This window comes from Clostridium sp. KNHs205 (genome assembly GCF_000702945.1).
Classification (GTDB): domain Bacteria; phylum Bacillota; class Clostridia; order Lachnospirales; family Lachnospiraceae; genus Anaerocolumna.
In genome coordinates this window covers 4,066,948-4,082,182 of sequence record NZ_JNLE01000003.1, presented here as the reverse complement: position 1 = coordinate 4,082,182, position 15,235 = coordinate 4,066,948, and the positions used below count along the sequence as shown (strand labels likewise).

General features: G+C 39.2%; 12 protein-coding genes. 8 read left to right on the top strand and 4 right to left on the bottom strand.

All coding sequences use genetic code 11. The annotated features are described in order from the left end of the window. Positions 1-11: 11 nt before the first annotated feature. Positions 12-938, bottom strand: a complete 927-nt coding sequence (locus BR73_RS0116855; protein WP_033166491.1) for a multidrug resistance efflux transporter family protein — start codon at positions 936-938, stop codon at positions 12-14. Continuing rightward, entirely contained in the window at positions 935-1,534 is a 600-nt protein-coding gene (locus BR73_RS0116850; protein ID WP_051685266.1) for a helix-turn-helix transcriptional regulator, read from the bottom strand. Before BR73_RS0116850 ends, BR73_RS0116855 begins: the two co-directional genes overlap by 4 nt. Before the next feature lie 562 nt (positions 1,535-2,096). On the opposite strand from BR73_RS0116850, the gene BR73_RS0116845 reads away from it, so the two are divergent. Continuing rightward, on the top strand, positions 2,097-4,433 hold the full coding sequence (locus tag BR73_RS0116845; protein ID WP_051685265.1) for a glycoside hydrolase family 95 protein: 2,337 nt from the start codon (positions 2,097-2,099) through the stop codon (positions 4,431-4,433). An 83-nt stretch (positions 4,434-4,516) separates the two neighbouring features. Here the strand turns inward: BR73_RS0116845 and BR73_RS0116840 are convergent, their stop codons facing one another. Then, the gene (locus BR73_RS0116840; RefSeq protein ID WP_033166490.1) at positions 4,517-5,404 is read right to left on the bottom strand and encodes a LysR family transcriptional regulator; all 888 of its coding nucleotides are present in this window, start codon (positions 5,402-5,404) and stop codon (positions 4,517-4,519) included. 205 nt (positions 5,405-5,609) lie between these two features. Here BR73_RS0116840 and BR73_RS0116835 point away from each other — a divergent pair, with 205 nt between their 5' ends. The 4 genes from BR73_RS0116835 (at position 5,610) to BR73_RS0116820 (ending at position 10,553) form a co-directional block, all read left to right on the top strand. Then, positions 5,610-6,614, top strand: coding sequence for an NAD(P)-dependent oxidoreductase (locus BR73_RS0116835; protein WP_033166489.1), 1,005 nt, complete (start codon positions 5,610-5,612; stop codon positions 6,612-6,614). Between the two features lie 417 nt (positions 6,615-7,031). Next, positions 7,032-8,477 carry an aldehyde dehydrogenase gene (locus tag BR73_RS0116830; protein ID WP_347463451.1) on the top strand — a complete coding sequence of 482 codons (1,446 nt, stop codon included), beginning with the start codon at positions 7,032-7,034 and terminating at the stop codon, positions 8,475-8,477. Positions 8,478-9,029: 552 nt separating this feature from the next. After that, a complete protein-coding gene (locus tag BR73_RS0116825; protein ID WP_033166488.1) occupies positions 9,030-9,656 on the top strand; it encodes a DsbA family oxidoreductase in 627 nt (208 codons plus the stop codon). 54 nt (positions 9,657-9,710) lie between these two features. Further along, positions 9,711-10,553: a pirin family protein gene (locus BR73_RS0116820; RefSeq protein ID WP_033166487.1), complete on the top strand. Its 843-nt coding sequence runs from the start codon at positions 9,711-9,713 to the stop codon at positions 10,551-10,553. 185 nt (positions 10,554-10,738) lie between these two features. Here BR73_RS0116820 and BR73_RS28390 read toward each other — a convergent pair. Then, positions 10,739-11,871, bottom strand: a protein-coding gene (locus BR73_RS28390; protein ID WP_242860626.1) for an IS3 family transposase whose coding sequence is annotated in 2 segments (ribosomal slippage) — positions 10,739-11,625 and positions 11,625-11,871 — 1,134 coding nt in all. Because the reading frame shifts where the segments join, the coding sequence is not laid out codon by codon here. 296 nt (positions 11,872-12,167) lie between these two features. On the opposite strand from BR73_RS28390, the gene BR73_RS0116805 reads away from it, so the two are divergent. The 3 genes from BR73_RS0116805 (at position 12,168) to BR73_RS0116795 (ending at position 15,147) form a co-directional block, all read left to right on the top strand. Further along, on the top strand, positions 12,168-13,142 hold the full coding sequence (locus tag BR73_RS0116805; RefSeq protein ID WP_033166486.1) for a LacI family DNA-binding transcriptional regulator: 975 nt from the start codon (positions 12,168-12,170) through the stop codon (positions 13,140-13,142). Positions 13,143-13,253: 111 nt separating this feature from the next. After that, a complete protein-coding gene (locus BR73_RS0116800; protein WP_033166485.1) occupies positions 13,254-14,066 on the top strand; it encodes a metallophosphoesterase in 813 nt (270 codons plus the stop codon). 16 nt (positions 14,067-14,082) lie between these two features. Continuing rightward, positions 14,083-15,147, top strand: a complete 1,065-nt coding sequence (locus BR73_RS0116795) for a PhnD/SsuA/transferrin family substrate-binding protein (RefSeq protein ID WP_242860694.1) — start codon at positions 14,083-14,085, stop codon at positions 15,145-15,147. The last annotated feature ends 88 nt before the right edge of the window (positions 15,148-15,235 follow it).

Genomic DNA, 15,235 nt, shown 5'->3' with positions numbered 1-15,235 from the left:
AAAGGAGCGGCTTAGCCGCTCTTTTTATTTGCTGAAATTTTCTGGGAAGATAGCAGACTATTCAGAATCATGCCAGTTATTATTAACAGAATTCCTGCAAAGCCTGTAAGGTCAGGAAGAGGATCCCCTAACAGTAGGATTCCTCCAAGGAGAGTAAAAAGAACTTCTCCTGATTGGGTTGATTCAACTACAGCGAGTTGTTTCTGATTATGCTTTACGTTATCCGTGGCTTTGAAAAACAGCAGAGTTGCAACAATTCCGGAAAATAGAGCCACTAAAAAACTCTGCAGCAGTTGAGAATTTGTTGGAAATCCCACATTTATAAAACCAAAGAGAGATAATAAACACCAGAATGGGAGGCTGCATAGAATCATACCATATACCCGTTCCAGGGTAGTAATTCTATCTTTACATAACTCCATCATTTTGCGATTCCCCAGAGGATATGCTGTGGCAGCCACCAGAATAGGAAGTAGAATCACAGTAAGCTTGTTATTTGAAGCTCCGCTCACATTCTGAAGCTGCAATAAGAAAACACCAGCCAGTATGATTCCGGCAGCAAACAGATTACGGTATGGAATTTTTTTACCAAAAAGGGGAGCGGTTATGATTCCCATTACAATGGTTATCTGCCAGGATGCGGCAATGAGCCAGGACTCTCCGTTATCACCGGCAAAGGCAAGGGGAGCATAAAAGAGTCCGAAGCCTATAATGCTCCATAGCATCCATTGTTTCCAGTGCATCCGTATTTCTGTATGTATGTTCTGGAAGCCATATTTTTGACGGATTACCAGAGCCATTATCGGAAAAGCAAACAGATAGCGTAAGCTGGCACTCCAGATCCAATTGCCGCCGGACAGGTTCATGCTTCTGTTAAGGATAAAGGTAAATGCGAAGAAGAAAGAACCTGCAATACCAAGTAAAAAAGCCTTTTTCATAAATTTTCTCCCAACTTCAGTTCATGAGATACATCGGATATAGCTGGCGGATAATAAATAATATTAATAATCTTACAGAGTATTTCAGAAGAATTACGATAGCTGTGAGGAAGGTCAGCACGGAAACGGAATGCCTGTTTCTCAGAAACTGAAACAACTTCCTGACCCAGTGAGAGTAAAAGACTGCCGGAGAGAACGAATACATATTCCTCTACGCCGTTCATATGTTTTTCTGAATGGTGAATACAGCCAGATTCGAATTCAATATAAAGCATTTCGATATTTTGAGCAGGATTATAGGGAAAAAGCTGATGGAGGCGCATTTTGCGGTTTTCTTCATAAACAGGTTTAGAACCCATAAAATCCATTAAAGTATAATCCTTTTTCTCTTCCTCCAGAAAATAAGTGATTGGAACTTTATAACCTGCGGAGATTTTCCATAAGGTAGTGATAGTAGGTATGGACTGCCCCCTTTCAATCTGACTGAGCATGGCCTTACTGATTTCTGTCAGTTCGGCTGCCTGATCCAGACTCAGATTCTTGTTTTGTCTTATAAATTTCATCCGTTCTGCAATAATCTGTTTTATCTCATTCATGTTAACCTCCTGTAATCTTAGTGTTTCCCGCAAAACAAATAAAGTAAAGCAGTAAATGATTGAAGCTGTATAGTGTAGCGGAAGATTGAAGCAGTAAACTATAGCAAAAAATTGAAGCTGTAAAGTGTAGCGGAAGATTGAAGCTGTAAACTATAGCAAAAAATTGAACAGTAAAATTAAAGTTGATATTTAAACTAAAAAAACATTAAGAAACATTATTTGATCATATGTAATAACGAATAATATATTATATAACGTATTCCGTTCGATAAAATATGTTATAACATATTTTATCTGTAGAATCAACCTAGTTATTGCTAAATTTAAAAAAGTAATATTATAATATAAATTATAACTGGAGCCCAAATAATCAACTGTAAGTAATTAAGTACTATTTCAGCTGCCAGGGCTCTGGAATCTTCCTTGGTTTTCAGACGCTTAATTTTTATGGTATTTCATAACTAATAATTCGTGTTGTAATGGATATCCATACAGAATAGAATGGATAACACAAATGCGGTTATGGAAATGACCTGTAAAACAAAGGAAGGTGGCATAATAAATGAAATTATGGTATAAACAGCCAGCAACAGTGTTTGAAGAAGCCCTGCCAATCGGCAATGGAAGGCTTGGGGGAATGGTATACGGAGGTATCAGAAAAGAGAGAATTTCTTTAAATGATGATACTTTATGGTCGGGATACCCAATGGATAAATCTGATGAGAAGACATTTCCTTATCTGGAGCAGGTAAGAGATGCTATTGATAAGAATGAGAAGACCAAAGCACAGGAACTATTATGGAAGCATATGATGACCACCTGGACAGAAAGCTATCAGCCTGTAGGTAACTTTATACTGATGATGCATCATGGTGATAAGGCTGAGAATTACAGGAGAGAACTGGATATAGAGAATGCTGTTGCAACTGCGTCTTATACAGCAGATGGAACAGCATATGAAAGAACTGCTTTTTGTTCCAATACAGACAACCTTATGGTTTTACATATCAAAGCAGATAAAAAGGGGCAGGTATCTCTGGAGGCTTTTCTTGAAAGTCTGCATCCTTGTAGTATAAGCTCAACCCAGATAGAGAAAGGTGAGCTGCTGCTTCTGGAAGGAAATGCTCCGGCCTATGCGGCTCCCAGTTATTATGAAACCGCCGAGCCGTTATTATATCAAAAGGAAGGAGAAATAGGTCTGGCTTTTAGTACAGGTGTGTTTCCCATTGTTAAAGGGGGAGAATACCGATATGAAGAAGGCAGGCTTATAGTGCAAAAGGCGGATACTGTAACTTTTATTATAAATACTGCTACGAATTATAATGGAATGGACATCGCACCAAAGGATAGCAGAATTGATTGCCGGCAGCTGCTTTTATCAAGGTTTGAGGCACTCCCGGTTTTTGATATATTAAAGCTTTATGAAACACATGTGAAAGATTATCACAGTTTATTTCATCGTGTCAGCCTCAAATTAGCAGGAGCCAGCAAAGAAAATCTTCCTCTTGACGAAAGGCTTAAGGCATATGAAGGGGATAAAAGTGATTATGGTCTGATATCTTTAATATTCCAGTATGGAAGATATTTATTGATATCAAGTTCAAGAAAAGGTTCTCAGCCTGCGAATCTTCAAGGTATCTGGAATGAACACCTTAGAGCACCCTGGAGCTCTAATTACACTCTTAATATTAATGCAGAAATGAATTATTGGTCTGCTGAGAATACTAATTTAAGTGAATGCCATGAGCCATTGCTTGATTACATTAAGAGGCTGGCTAAAAACGGAGCCAGGACAGCTGGCAAGAATTACAACAGCAGAGGCTGGTGTGCCCATCATAACTCAGACATTTGGGGACAGACAGAGGCCGTGGGTAAACTGTCCACAGATACCAACAGTGTCTGTTATGCTTTCTGGCCTCATGGGGGCAGCTGGTTAACGAGACATATCTGGGAACACTATGAATATACAAAAGACAGGGAATTTTTAAGAGAGTATCGAGAGGTAATTTACGGTGCTGCAGAATTTCTTCTGGATTATGCAGTTGAGCGTGATGGAAGAATCCTTTTGTATCCAACTACATCGCCGGAGAACAACTATGTTGAGAACGGAGAGAAACTGGCTGTATGCGCAGATAGTGCCATGGATATAGGAATGTATAAGGACATCCTTGGAATGTGTGCAGAAGTCACGGATATATTTATAGAAAAAGAAGAGCTGAAAAATCGTTGTCTTTCCATGCTTTGTAAACTACCGGAATACAAAGTGGGAAGTAAAGGACAGCTTCTGGAATGGGATAAGGAATATGAGGAAGCAGAGCCTCTTCACAGACATCTTTCTCTGTTATATGGTTTCTATCCTGCTAACAGTATAAATCACCAGGAGACGAAAGAGCTGATTCCTGCGGTTATAAATACCATGAAATTAAGGGGAGATGAAGCCACAGGCTGGGGTATCGCCTGGAAAATATGTGTTTGGGCAAGACTCAGGGACGGAGAACATACGAAGAAAGTGCTTGATAATGCCATTCGTTTTGTGGATATCCATGATAAGAGCCATACAGCAGGAGGCGGTGTTTATTTGAACCTGCTGGGAGCACATCCGCCTTTCCAGATAGACAGCAATTTTGGTATTACAGCGGGAATAGCGGAAATGCTTGTTCAGAGTCATGAAGGTGTGATAGAGTTATTACCGGCATTGCCAGCAGAATGGGGAACAGGTGAAGTAACCGGTTTGTGTGCAAAAGGAGGGCTTGAGATTGCAATAAGCTGGGAAAATGGAAAACTTAAGGAAGCACTTCTAAAAGCCAGGACTGATTTTACCGGAAAAGTAGCCTGGGAAAAGAAGCACATAAGTATCAGTCTGAAACAGGGTGAGACCTATATAATAGCCGGTGCTTAGGATAAATTAATCTGACTCTGACACAGGATTAGCAGAATAACCCAATCAAATTGACACCATATATTACAATACCCTAGATATAATTACTGATAATAAACCGGTGTCAATTGAGGGTTGTTTTTGATAAATTTAATTAACTTTTTAATGTGGGGCTGCTCCTGGCTGTTCTTATTGGTGGCCATCCCGATTTGCCGGTAAGAAGGAGGCGAAAGTGGAATAACTGACACATCCTCCCTGTTTCCCGCAATTACCAGACCGGACAGGATGCTGACCCCAATGCCATAGGATACCATGGATAATACCACTGGATCATCTACGGCAATGGCTTTTATCTCAGGCTGCACATGATATTTCTCCAAAAGATAACGTACGTCTTCGTCCTGGTTATAGGAAGGCATGATAAAGGGTACCTTATCCATGGCTTTAATAGGATATGCTTCCGGGTTATTCTGAGCTTCATTCCTTGGAACAACTGCATAGAGATAATCCCTGGCAATTGGATGAAAGCTGCACTTGTATTTTGAAAAGTAGGATAATAAGCATAGGTCCAGAGATTGTTCCTCTAAAGCTTTATATAATTCCGGCATGGAATCTACTTTAATATGAAAGGTGATATCTGCATTCCCTTTATTGAATTCTTTTATGATTCCGGGAAGCCAGTGCTTGGCTATACTGGTATAAGCTCCTAAACGAATCTGTTTTCTGTCAGCCAGTTTGCTGTTCTCTACTTCTTCATGAAGTTTTTTATCCAATCGAACCATATCCTGAAAGTAAGGTTTCAGCCTGTTAAATTCTGCAGTCGGCCGGATACCATAATGACCCCTTTCCAGGAGTTTCACATCCATTTCTTTCTCAATGGCATTCATCATGTGAACCAAACCGGAAGGAGTATACCCGTACTTCTCGCTGGTCTTTAATAAACTGCCGGTTTCCAGGGCATTCAGCAGAATCTCAACTTTTTTTGTATCCATAACGTTCCTCTTAGTTTTATTTCTGGGCTGTTCCAGATAGTCCCTTTCAAATTAGGAAAAAGTTTATATGAATGAATATAACATGATATTGTGAAAAAAATTAATATATTTATTATAAAGTGTCGCTTTACCTGTGTCAAATACATAAATATAATTAGTTTAACCGGAGAAAAATAAAACGAAGTAATAAGTAAGGAGATCTGGGATGAAACTATTACATATAGGCAAGAAAGGCAATCTGGAGCGTTATTCGGTGAAGGAAGATCAACTTCCTGAGTTTGAGCTGGTGGATTTGCCGGTGGGTTTACCGGAGAAAGAGTATCTTATGGCAGCAGGGGATGCGGACATCATCATTGCCGATGCCATGGCAAGAATAAGCAGCGAGCTCCTTTGCAGTATGCCGAAGCTTAAAATGCTTCATTCAGAAGGTGTTGGCTTTCAATATTTTGATCTGGAGGCTGCCCGTAAGCAGCAGATTTATGTTTGTAACTGCAAGGGTATGAATGCAATGGCAGTTGCTGAGCAAACTCTGCTATTGATGCTTGGAGCGCTTCGGGATGTGAAGAACAGTGACGATGCAGTACGAAAGGGAAAGCAGCTTGAAAAAAAAGAAGGGTATATGAAAACCGGGAACCTTTTGGAACTATCAGACTGCAAGGTGGGGCTGATTGGTTTTGGAGATATCGGTAAATGCGTGGCTGAGATCCTGAAGGCATTTCATGCGGAAGTATTTTATACTTCAAGATCCGGCAGAGACCTGGAAGCAGAGAAGCATTATCAGGTAAAGTATCTGGAGCTTTCAGAGCTTTTAAGGACCTGTAATATGATTAGTATTCACCTGCCCTTAAATGAAGATACCTTTGAGCTGATTAATGAAGAATTTATTAATAATATGAGAGATGGTTCCTTTCTTATCAACACTTCAAGAGGGGAGCTGATAAAGGGAAAAGCGTTGATTGAGGGGTTAAAATCCGGTAAGCTGGTAATGGCAGCCCTTGATACCATAGCAGGAGAGCCTGTACAAACGGATAATGAACTGCTGTGTCAGAAAGAAATACAGGATAAGTTATTATTCAGCCCCCATATCGGCGGTATTACTGCCTCCAGTTTCAAAAGAGGATACGGATTAATATGGGAGAATATCAGAAGAATCGCAGCAGGTGAAAAGCCGGAGAGAATCGTCTTGTCAGACTGGGATTTCAGGTTGTAAAGCCAGGGGGGACTTTCTATATCTTTCCGAAAGCTCTGGAGGAAGATGCAGCTGCCTTTTGCTTAAAGGCCAGAAAATATAATCTGATACTGGTGCCAAGTGATAATTTTGGTGTGTCAGGATATTTCAGAATGGCTTATTGCATTGATACAGAGAAAGTTCTCAGAAGTATAGAGGCTCTTGAAAGATTTGTAAAAGAAGAGTATGGTCACTGCCTTTTATAAGGTCTTTATAAATTGCAGGCCTTTAATTTAGAACCGCAGAATGAAGATGAGATTCTTAACAATCTGTCTTCTTCTGCGGTTTTTTTACAACTAAGAGAAGATACTAAGCAGGAGATTTATCCTGTTTTTATTTTTGTTTAGCAACATGTTATAGTTGATATTTTCCGGGGATAACATTATAATGCAGATAAATATGAAAACTAAGTCATTCAGCAGTTTGTGCAGAGGCTGTTTTCGCAGAAACAGTTATGGAGAGAAGCACAGAAACGAGGGAGATATGGAGATTAGTAAAATCTTTGAGAAACAAAAGGAATTCTTTCACACCAATAAGACAAAGAGTATACCATTTAGAAAAGCCATGTTAAAGAGGCTGCTTTTGGTTATTCATCAAAAAGAAGAGGAAATACTGGAAGCGATATATAAAGATCTGGGTAAATCCAGAGCTGAATCCTATATGGCTGAAATCAGTATAGTATACACGGAGATTAAGGAAGCGCTGAAAAATCTGGATAAATGGAGCCGCCCCCAAAGAGTAAGAGGTACCCTTGCTACTTTTCCGGCAAAGAATTATATCTACTCAGAGCCATACGGTGTAACCCTGATTCTTGCACCCTGGAATTATCCTTTCAATCTGTCACTGGCACCATTAGTCGGTGCAATGGCAGCAGGAAACTGTGCTGTGGTTAAATGCTCAAAAAGCAGTATTCATACGGCAAAGGTAATCAGACAGATACTAAACGAAACCTATCCGTCGAAATACATCTATTGTGCCGACCCGGGAATTGATTATGATGAAGTAGTTTATCAGAAATATGACTATATTTTCTTTACCGGAAGTCCTGCAGTCGGCAAAGTTATCATGAAAGCCGCAAGTGAGAACCTTACGCCTGTATCCTTAGAGCTTGGCGGTAAAAGTCCCTGTATAATTGATGAAACAGCTAACTTAAGATTAGCTGCCAAGCGTATAGTCTGGGGAAAGTTCTTAAATGCAGGCCAGACCTGTATTACCATAGACTATATCGTTGTAGATGAGAGGGTAAAGGAGACCTTTCTCCTATATTTACAGGAGGAAGTCAAAAAGCGTTATAAAGATGCTGAAAAAATGGATGGTTATCCGAATATAATAAGTACCCATCATTATGAACGGTTATGTAAACTTATTGATGAGGAAAAGGTAGTAATTGGAGGCAGAAGAAATGCCGAGAATAAAAAGATAGCACCAACAATATTACCGAAAGCAGATTTTGACCATGAGATTATGGAAGAAGAAATTTTTGGTCCCATACTGCCGGTCATAGGCTACACAGAGTTGGATAATATTATTAAAATAATTAAAGAAAGACCTAAACCCTTAGCCTGCTATATTTTTACAGAGAATAAAAAGACAGCTGATCGACTCATATCTGAAATTTCTTATGGAGGCGGCTGTGTTAACGATGTACTTCTGCATATTGCCAATCATCATATGCCATTTGGAGGAATTGGTTTCAGCGGTATGGGAGGATATCATGGAAAATACAGCTTTGAAACCTTCTCTCATAAGAAAAGTGTCATTGAGAATAAAACAAATATGGATATTCCTGTACGTTATGCTCCTTTCGATGAAAGAAAATTCAAGCTGTTAAAGCGTTTTCTGTAGACATTACTGTATTGATAATAAGGCATAGTTTCTCTTAGGTTTAATAATTATACAGGCATGCAAGGCTGATTTTCTAATGAGGTACCGATTCCATATGTATTGTCGAACAATCTATGTCCGATTTCTGCATATGGAATCGGCTTTTTTAATTTGCAATAATTCATACATCAGGTTGTATTTCGTCTTCTCATAATTGGCATATTAGTATCAAGGTGTATCGTATAGTTGACAGATGAAAAAAATAAGTATAAAATTAAGCCAATGAATTGCATACTATCTAAATGAAAACAATATATTTACGCAAGAGATTTATTTAATATATCGGAAACTATAATTTTGGTATCTTTTCATAAAGACTAGGTTATTCATAAAGATTAGGTTATTTATAAAGACTAGGTTATTCATAAGGACTAGGTTATTCATATGGACTAGGACCTATTCACAAAGACTAGATTATTTAAAAAAATTATAAGAAAAACAGTTATGGTATTTTGCAGCTAATAGCAGAGATGCTAATTTTATGTGCTTTGTTCGGCACTGAAAGGAGTTATTATGAAAATTGAAATATGGTCAGATTTTGCCTGCCCTTTTTGTTATTTGGGAAAGAGACGCCTTGAACTGGCATTAGAAGATTATGATAAAAAAGATGATGTGGAGATAAGCTTTCGAAGTTTTGAGCTTGATCCATCTGCAAAAAAGAAATATGATGAGAGCCTCCATGAGCTGATAGCTGGTAAATATGGGATTAGTGTGGAGGAAGCCAAAGCCTCTAACAGTCAGATCATCAGCCAGGCAAAAGAAGTGGGTCTTAACTATAATTTTGAAGATATTATACCAACCAATACCTTTGACGCACATCGCCTGACCCAGTATGCAAAAATCAAGGGGAAAGGGATGGAGCTTACAGAACGTATCTTCAAGGCATATTTTGAAGAGTCCTTAAACATCTCTGATCATCAGATATTATCAGGGCTGGCAGAAGAGGTTGGTCTCTCAAAGGAAGAGGCAATGGAAGTACTGGAAAGTGAAAAATACACAGAAGAAGTGAGACAGGATCAGAAATCTGCATCTCGATATGCTGTACGAGGGGTCCCTTATTTTCTAATAGATGACAAATATGCAGTATCAGGTGCTCAGCCTACAGAAACCTTTTTACAGGTATTAAGAAAATTAGGCTGAGCTATAGCTTAATTATAGAAATGTGTTGCTGCGGAATGAAAGGAGATTATTTAGATGGGTGACATTAGAAAAATAAAAAAGATTACAAAAGGTGAACCGGGTGTTGACGGAGCAGGAGTTAAACTGGTTCGTGTTATTGGTTACCGTGATACGAAAGACTATGACCCTTTCCTGATGATGGATGCATTTGATTCCTATAACCCGGAAGATTACGTAAAAGGTTTTCCCTGGCACCCTCACAGAGGTATTGAAACCATAACCTATTTGATTGAAGGAGAAATCGAACATCAGGACTCTTTGGGGAATATCGGAACTATTAAGAATGGAGACTGCCAATGGATGACTGCAGGTTCCGGAATCATACATCAGGAAATGCCGAAACCTTCCAAAAGAATGCTGGGTGCACAGATATGGCTTAATCTCCCTGCCAGGTATAAGATGGTATCACCTAAATACGGTGATATCAAGCATGAGGATATTCCGTTAATCAAAGAAGAGAATAGTACCGTCCGTATCATTGCCGGTGATTACAAAACCACCTCCGGAGCTTTCAAAGCAGAATATGTGAAAGCAACTTATCTGGATGTGGAGGTGGGGGCAAACAGCGAGTGGTATTACGAAACAGAAGAAGATTCCACATTGTTTTTGTATATTCTTAATGGAGAAGGAAGCTTTGAACCAGACAGCAAAGAAGAATATAAAGAAAAGCAGGCAGTCTTATTTGATAAAGGGAAAAGAGTATATGTAAAGAGCAAAGATAAGGGTATCAGATTTCTGTTACTTTCAGCGGAACCCTTAAAGGAACCAATTGCCTGGGGTGGACCTATTGTAATGAATACAAAGGATGAACTAAACCTTGCTTTCAGAGAACTGGACGAGGAACGCTTTATAAAGTAAGGCGGAATAAAATAATAATATTAATTTGTGGGCGGTAATGTACTATTTACCGCCCACTTTTTATGATAACTGCTTTATTAAAACTGCGTATTCTGGCAAGGAGTTATACGGAATCTTTAAATAAAGTTAAGTTAATGGACTTGTGTCAATAATGTAGACACAAAAAGTTTAACTTTTGATGCCGCTTAGGCAGCCTCATGAGCAGCCTGCGGAGTCAAATAATTAATGGCACCATGAATCCTTTTTCTATTGTACCAGGATTCAATATATTCAAATACGACCTTGCGGGCAGCATTGAAATCACTGTATTTATGATGATTGATCTCTTCCTTCTTTAGGACGGAATGGAAGGATTCAATACATGCATTATCATATGGATTTCCTTTTCGACTAAAGGAATGGATAATCCCTTTGAGAGACAGGTAATCCTCAAATATCTTACTGGTATACTGTGTGCCTAAATCGCTGTGCAGAAGAATGCCTTCCGTAACCTTTACATTTAAACATGCATTTTTAACTGCCTGCGTAGCCAATTCGGCTGTCATGGAAGTATCATAGGCATAACCAATGATTTTCTTGCTGTGAAGGTCCATGACGGAAGCTAGATAGGTCCATCCATCCCGTACTGTATGGATATAGGTAATGTCTGTACACCATTTTTGATTAATTCCAGTTGTACGAAAGTCACGGTTTAGGATGTTTTTCTTTTGGTCCGTCGTGATTCTTTCTGAGTGATATCGGAACTTCTTTATAACAATGGAACGAAGTCCCATATCAATCATATATCGTTGTACTCGTTTTAGGCTAATTGATTTACCTTGGCTGATCAGTACCTGGTGAATTTTAGGTGCACCATATCTGGCTTTGCTGTCAGTCCAGATTTTCTTGATTTCTGCCTTAAATTTATCGGCTTCTAGCTGTCGATTTGAAGGTACACGAACGAGAGCCTTATAATAGGTACTTCGAGGGAATTTCAAGGCTTTGCATATAAGCTTTACGGTATATTTGGTTTTGTATTTTTCGATGAAGGTAACGATTTCTTCTATCGTTTTCTTGCGAATATGGCAGTAGCTTTTTTTAAGATTTCATTTTCCATTTCAAGTTCAGCGATACGTTTTTTCATTTTCTCGTAGTCTTTAGAGTTAATTTCTTCTTTTTCTGATACTTTGACTGGAGATAGCTGCTTGATCCAACTATAAATCGTTACATTTGTGACACCATATTCACTACTCAAGTAGGAAACTGAGCTACCTGAATTATACAGATCAACAATCTGTTGTTTGAATTCTTCCGAATAACGGGTACCGTTCTTGGACATTGTTTAACACACACCTTTCTATGAAACATTTTATCGTGTTAAACTTTTCGTGTCCACACTTATATACTAACACCATTAATTATAAAAATTCTTTATTATAATTACTTATATAAATCATTAGTAAAGTTTTAGTAAAACTTTACTTGGGCGTATTGAAGAATAAAAGATGGTATGTTATAGTTTTTTTAGCAAAGGGAAAAAACATAAAGAATCTACATACTGAACTATTTAACAGAATGAGCATTTAAAATAACAAAATTATATCGAAAGATACAGGAATAAAGAAAGAGGAAAGAATGGCAACTATCAAAGAAATTGCAGAAAAAGCGAAAGTATCAATGGCAACGGTCTCAAGAGTATTGAATCTGGATGATACCATGGCTGTCAGCCCGGACACCAGACGTTTAATTATGGAGATTGCCCATCAGATGGGGTATGTACCTCCCAAACAAAGAAAAGCAAACGCAAGAAAAAGTATAACCATCGGAGTGGCTGATTGGAAAATTATTCAGGAAGGCTGGTCCAACTTTCGTTTATCCTCTCTTGGGTACCTGGCACAGACGATTACACAGGAGGTGGAGGTGCGTTTCGAAAGATTAAACAGTCATGCTTCCTCCAAGGTAGATGGTATCATTGCCTTTGGTGCCTTCAGTACAAAAGAAATCGATTTTCTGCACAGCCTTTCTTATCATATCGTATTTATCAATGCAGATAAAGAAGGATATCAGCATGACCAGATTATCATTGATTTCAGTCTGGGTATGCAGCAGATGGTGGATTTTCTCATAACAGAAAAGCAGTATAAACGAATTGGTTATATCGGGGGTGTTTATGAAAGTGATAATGTCAGAATCGGTTATCAGAGATTAGAGGCACTGACCCGCTATTTGAAAGAGTATGACAGCTTTTATCCTGAATTAATACATACGGGGGCCTTATCCTATGACAGCGGTTACAGTCTTGTGAAGGAGGTGTTGGAATCACAGGAACTTCCTGATGCCCTGCTTCTTGGTAATGACGCAATTGCAGAAGGTGCACTTGCAGCAATGGAGGAGGCTGGTCTTAGTATACCGGAGGACTTAGGAGTCGTTATCTATAACGATATCGAGACCTTAAAACCGAAATATCCTGATTATACTTCCATAAAGATGTATCCTGATTTTGTCTGGCAGACAGCAATAGAATTACTGATAGAAAGAATACTGAACAGACGTACACAGACTATGAAAATTATCATTCCGACAAGACTTTCTCTGGGTAAGAGCACCTGATGCAAAGCCTGTTGAAACAGAATAACAATATAAGAAGGGATGCCACAGCATTCTCAAGACTTTAGAATAGTGGCAGTATTGCGATAACAGCGATATCCAAAGGGGTTTTAGATGAAGAATTTAAGATTTATACATATGTCTGACCTGCATTACCGAAAGAATTATGCAGAACGCGGATTTGAAGCATTAATAGCAGCAAAGCAGCATCCACAGGATAACGTAATAAAGTGTCTCAGGAAGGAAAAATCTGAAGGTCTGGATTTTGTATTAATTACAGGCGATCTGACTCATGAAGGAGAAGCAGAGGATTACATTGCACTTCATAGGCTTTTAAAAGCTGAACTTGGAGAAATTCCATTTATCCTGCTCCCGGGCAATCATGACAGACTAGATGCTTACAAAGCTGCATTTGGACAGGATACAACGGAAGTATCGGTAGATTCCGTATATGATTTAAAAGGACTTAAGATTATTACACTGGATACCGGAAGATCAATAAACGGTGAAATAACAGAAAGTCAGACAGAATGGCTGTCTGAAGTCCTGAAACAACCGTCAGAGAGAGGATATCTCCTGGCACTTCACCATCCGCTGATTAACAATCAGGATGGCTTGCCTCCGGCCCTGCACCCGGACATATTTACAGAGCTTATTAAGAACAGCGATATTCTGGGGATTTTCTGCGGGCACACTCATCATAATTACATTGCACAGTTTGCCGGAAAGCCGTATTTTACAGCAGACTCCATGGCTTTCTCCATGGTTTCCACAGAAGATATGCTTATCTTTAAAGACTGTGCAGCTTACACTGTCATGGAACTAAGTGACAGGATTCTTTCTGCAGGAGTCAGGCAGGTGGTACCGGCTGTAGCCGATATCGCAAGCTTTTCTTCAGATAAATTATCACAACTTTTTAGCGAATGAAAGAGAGGAAAGAAGAATGAAAAAAAGAAGCCTTATGAAACGCTGCGTAGCCTTGTTGCTTGCAGGAATGATGCTTGTGGGAACTACTGCTTGTTCTAACGGCAAAACGGAAACCTCCAGCGAAGGGGGAAGCAAAAAATTAGACAAATTGACTGTTTACTTTGTTCCCTCAAGAGATCCCGATGAAATTGTAACTGCAACTGATCCCTTAAAAGGACTTTTAAAGGATGAACTTACCAAAGCCGGTTACGAGGTAGGTGAAGTAGATATTTCTGTAGGTACCAGCTATGAAGCAGTGGGTGAAGCACTTTCTGCAGGAACAGCGGATGTTGGATTTATCCCTGGTGGTACATATGTTTTGTATGATGACGGTGCAGATGTTATCTTAACAGCAACAAGAGCAGGTTTAAGCAAGGATTCCGCTGAAGCCAAAGACTGGAATGATGGACAGGCTACTGAAGCGAAAGATACCCAGGCAAATTATTACAGAGCTTTGATTATTACCGGTCCTACTGAGAAAGGAAAAGAGCTGGCGGATAAGGTGAATTCCGGTGCAGAACTTACCTTTGATGATCTTGCCGGAGCAAACTGGAGCGTAATGTCTTCTTCCTCATCAGCAGGTTATATTTATCCTTCCCTCTGGCTGCAGGATAAATTCAGCAAGAAGCTTACTGATCTTCCCAACCTTATTCAGGCAGATTCTTACGGAAGTTCCTTTGCACGTTTAGCCAACGGAGAAGCAGATGTACTTTTGGCTTATGCAGATGCGAGACGTGATTACGCTGAAAAATGGACTGCTGAATATGGCAGGAGCGCTTCTATCTGGGAAGAGACCAATGTAATCGGTGTTACTGATCCCATTTATAACGATACCATCAGTGTCAGCAAGAATTCAAAAATCATGACAGATGACTTAAAGGCTGCTTTACAGACTGCATTTATTAATATCGCAGGAACAGAAGAAGGAAAGAAAGTTATTGCAATTTACAGTCATGAAGGTTATGTGGCAGCAAAATCCACTGATTATGACAAAGAGCGTGCAGCTCAGGAATTAATTCAGAAATTAAATTCCGGTAACTAATCAGCGGTAGTTGGGGTTTCTTCAATCAAATCTTACATTCTCAGGCTATAGGTACATTAAATCAATCAGTACAGGAACGAAGCAGAAT

Excerpts from the sequence above, each read along its gene's own strand:
- BR73_RS0116825 (WP_033166488.1), top strand. The coding sequence starts at position 9,030 with ATGAAAATTGAAATATGGTCAGATTTTGCCTGCCCTTTTTGTTATTTG.
- BR73_RS0116795 (WP_242860694.1), top strand. The coding sequence starts at position 14,083 with ATGAAAAAAAGAAGCCTTATGAAACGCTGCGTAGCCTTGTTGCTTGCA.
- BR73_RS0116805 (WP_033166486.1), top strand. The coding sequence starts at position 12,168 with ATGGCAACTATCAAAGAAATTGCAGAAAAAGCGAAAGTATCAATGGCA.
- BR73_RS0116835 (WP_033166489.1), top strand. The coding sequence starts at position 5,610 with ATGAAACTATTACATATAGGCAAGAAAGGCAATCTGGAGCGTTATTCG.
- BR73_RS0116840 (WP_033166490.1), bottom strand. The coding sequence starts at position 5,404 with ATGGATACAAAAAAAGTTGAGATTCTGCTGAATGCCCTGGAAACCGGC.
- BR73_RS0116845 (WP_051685265.1), top strand. The coding sequence starts at position 2,097 with ATGAAATTATGGTATAAACAGCCAGCAACAGTGTTTGAAGAAGCCCTG.
- BR73_RS0116800 (WP_033166485.1), top strand. The coding sequence starts at position 13,254 with ATGAAGAATTTAAGATTTATACATATGTCTGACCTGCATTACCGAAAG.
- BR73_RS0116850 (WP_051685266.1), bottom strand. The coding sequence starts at position 1,534 with ATGAATGAGATAAAACAGATTATTGCAGAACGGATGAAATTTATAAGA.
- BR73_RS0116830 (WP_347463451.1), top strand. The coding sequence starts at position 7,032 with ATGAAAACTAAGTCATTCAGCAGTTTGTGCAGAGGCTGTTTTCGCAGA.
- BR73_RS0116820 (WP_033166487.1), top strand. The coding sequence starts at position 9,711 with ATGGGTGACATTAGAAAAATAAAAAAGATTACAAAAGGTGAACCGGGT.
- BR73_RS0116855 (WP_033166491.1), bottom strand. The coding sequence starts at position 938 with ATGAAAAAGGCTTTTTTACTTGGTATTGCAGGTTCTTTCTTCTTCGCA.